Consider the following 2,086-nt stretch of genomic DNA (forward strand, 5'->3'; position numbering starts at 1 on the left):
GAAGGCGTGGTCGGCCGCAATTTCGCGTATCAGAACCTCTCGACCATCACTGCGTTCTTCGACAGGGACACCTTCACCAATCCGTTCATCGGCGCGGGCGGCAACGGCGTCGCGGTCGACGATTTCAACGCCGATAACTTCGATCACGGCCCGCTCGGCTTCGTCGGCGGTTCGCCGCTGTGGGTGAACCAGGCGGGCACCAAGCCGGTCAGCGGCATCGCCACGCCCTCGGGCACGCCGAACTGGGGCGCCGACTGGAAGAAGTCGGTGAAGGACCACTACGCGCACACCATTTCGATGGACGCGCACGGCAGCAACATGTCGTACCGCGACGTGTTCCTCGACCTCGATCCGACCTACCGCGATTCGTACGGCCAGCCGCTGTTGCGCATGACCTTCGACTGGAAGGACAACGACATCAGGATGGCGCGCTACGTGACCGGCCAGATGCAGAAGATCGCGCAGCAGATGGGTCCGAAGTCGATCAACGTCTATACGCGTGAATTCGGCGCGCACTTCGACTCGCGCCGCTATCAGACCACGCACCTGGTGGGCGGCGCGGTGATGGGCACCGATCCGAAGACGAGCGTGCTGAACCGTTACCTGCAAAGCTGGGACGTGCACAACGTGTTCGTGATGGGCGCCTCGGCGTTTCCGCAGGGCATCGGCTACAACCCGACCGGCCTCGTCGCGGCGCTGGCCTACTGGTCGGCGCGGGCGATCCGCACGCAGTATCTGAAGAACCCCGGGCCGCTGGTGAGCGTATGACGAAGAAGACCGATATCCAGCGCCTCACGCAGGCGATCAAACGCGTGGGCGCGGCGGCTGTGCTGGGCATGACCACACTGGCCGCGCACGCCTCAGCGCCACAGAACCAGAACGACGCGGCACTGATCGCGCGCGGCCAATATCTTGCGCGGGCCGGCGACTGCATCGCGTGTCACTCGGCGCCCACGGGCAAGCCCTTCGCGGGCGGCCTGAAGTTCGACACGCCGATCGGCGCGATCTACTCGACCAATATCACGCCGGACCGCAACACCGGGATCGGCGCGTGGACCTTCGCGCAGTTCGATCGCGCGGTGCGCACCGGCGTGAAGCCGAACGGCGACACGCTGTATCCGGCCATGCCGTTCCCGTCGTATGCACGCCTGAGCGAAGACGACATGCACGCGCTGTATGCGTACTTCACGCAAGGCGTCGCGCCGGTGAACCAGACGAACCGTCCGGTCGATATCGTCTGGCCGCTGTCGATGCGCTGGCCGCTCGGTATCTGGCGTCACCTGTTCGCGCCCGAACCGGTTTCGTTCGACGCGAAGCATTACGCCGATCCGGTTATCGCGCGTGGCGCCTAGCTCGTGCAAGGGCTCGGCCATTGCGGTGCGTGCCACACGCCGCGCGCGGCGACGATGCAGGAACGCGCGCTGAGCGACCTCGACGGTCCGGCGTTTCTCGCGGGCGGCGCGACGATCGACGGCTGGATTCCGTCGAGCCTGCGCGGCAATCCGCGCACCGGCATCGGCGCGTGGAGCGAAGCCGATCTCGTGCAATTCCTGAAGACCGGACGCACGCAGCACAGTGCGGCCTTCGGCGGCATGACGGACGTCGTGCAGCACAGCATGCAGCACATGAGCGACGCCGATCTGACCGCGATTGCGCGTTATCTGAAGACGCTGCCGTCGACGGATCCGAAGGAAACGCCGTACGCGTACGACGACACGGCCGCGCGCGCCCTGCGCACGGGCGACGCCACCGCGCCGGGCGCGGCCGTCTATCGCGACAACTGCACGGCCTGCCACCGCAGCGACGGCCGCGGTTACAACCGCGTGTTTCCGGCGCTGGGCGGCAATCCGGTCGTGCAGGGCAAGGACGCGACCTCGCTGGTTCACGTGCTGCTCAGCGGCAGCACGCTCGAAGGCACGAAGACCGCGCCCTCCGCGTTCACGATGCCCGCCTTCGGCTGGCGCCTGAACGATCAGGAAGTCGCGGATGTGACCAACTTCGTGCGCAACAGTTGGGGCAACGCGGCGCCGATGGTCAGCGCGACGGATGTGGCGAAAGTCCGCAAGACCGTCACGGTGCACGCGCC

The 2,086-nt window shown here is 66.6% G+C and carries 1 protein-coding gene and 1 pseudogene; both read left to right on the forward strand.

All coding sequences use genetic code 11. The annotated features are described in order from the left end of the window. A partial coding sequence (locus tag P0D80_RS49715; RefSeq protein WP_408295978.1) for a GMC oxidoreductase occupies window positions 1-768 on the forward strand: 768 nt, incomplete at its 5' end. A 68-nt stretch (window positions 769-836) separates the two neighbouring features. Beyond that, window positions 837-2,086 (forward strand): annotated as a pseudogene (locus P0D80_RS49720) (c-type cytochrome); the annotation flags it as partial.

It is taken from the genome of Paraburkholderia sp. RL17-373-BIF-A, assembly GCF_046030175.1.
Classification (GTDB): domain Bacteria; phylum Pseudomonadota; class Gammaproteobacteria; order Burkholderiales; family Burkholderiaceae; genus Paraburkholderia.